Annotated in this window: 1 protein-coding gene; it reads left to right on the top strand. The window is 61.8% G+C overall.

The genetic code is table 11. The features are described from left to right. Positions 1-40 precede the first annotated feature (40 nt). Positions 41-999 (top strand): IS4 family transposase (locus tag JIN87_RS27960; protein WP_200360044.1); only part of this gene is annotated, 959 nt, incomplete at its 3' end.

The raw sequence follows: 999 nt of genomic DNA, 5'->3' as shown, positions 1-999 counted from the left end.
TACTAGCGCGTTTGGATTGCCCTGCCTCCAGAAAGCTTCGATGGACAAGCAAGACCAATCCGCTCCGCTTCTGAAGACCATGCTCGAATCGCTGGATCTCTCGGCCCTGGCCAAGGAGTCGGGCTGGAGTTCCAAGAGCAGGAAGGTCACCGCCTTGAGCTGGTGCCTTTCCCTTTGCCTGGCAAGCTCGCACAGGACGCCGTCGCTGAGGGTGGCGGCCGCTTTCATGGGACTGGTCAACGCCCTGACGATAACCAAGCAGGCCATGTGCAAGCGCTTGGCCAAGGGTGGGGGCAAGCTGCTGGAGAAGGCCTTGGGAGCAGCCTTGGCGACCAAAGCTCACTGCGAGCTGCCCAGCTTGGGAAGCTTCCCGCGGGTGCTGATCCAGGACAGCACCTGCATTTCCCTGCCCAAGGCGGCGAGCAAGCACTACCCCGGATCGAGCAACCAGTACGACAGTTCGGCGGTGATGAAGGCGCAGGCGATCTACGAGATGGTCTCCAACCGTTTCGTGGGGTTCTCGCTTGGAGGATACACCCGAAACGACCAGAGCGCCGCCCTGGACATCGTGGAGCTGGCCCGTGAAGGGGATCTGATCCTTAGGGATCTAGGGTACCTGACGCTGGAGTCGCTGCGCCAGATCGGCGGCCTTGGAGCGTATTACCTGAGCCGATACATGAGCGGTACCGCCCTGTACGATCCCGCCACAGGGAAGCGCCTCGAGCTAACCGAGCTGGCCAACCCCGCTCGGACCGTCGAGCTAGACGTCCATCTAGGGCACGAGGCGAGGCTTGCTTGCAGGCTGATACTGGTCCCGCTCAAGGAGGAGGTAGCCAACCGCAGGCGACAAAAGGCCAAGGCCAACCGCGACCGGCGCAAGTCTCCCAGCGAGCAAACGCTGCATCTGCTGGGCTGGCAGATCATGCTGACCAACTGCTCCGAGCAGGAGCTTCCCGCTTCGCTGGTCTTCGAGCTGTATTCGATGAGATGGAGGATCGA

It is taken from the genome of Pelagicoccus mobilis (assembly GCF_016595505.1).
GTDB lineage: Bacteria > Verrucomicrobiota > Verrucomicrobiia > Opitutales > Opitutaceae > Pelagicoccus > Pelagicoccus mobilis.
This window is presented reverse-complemented; position numbering and strand designations above follow the sequence as displayed.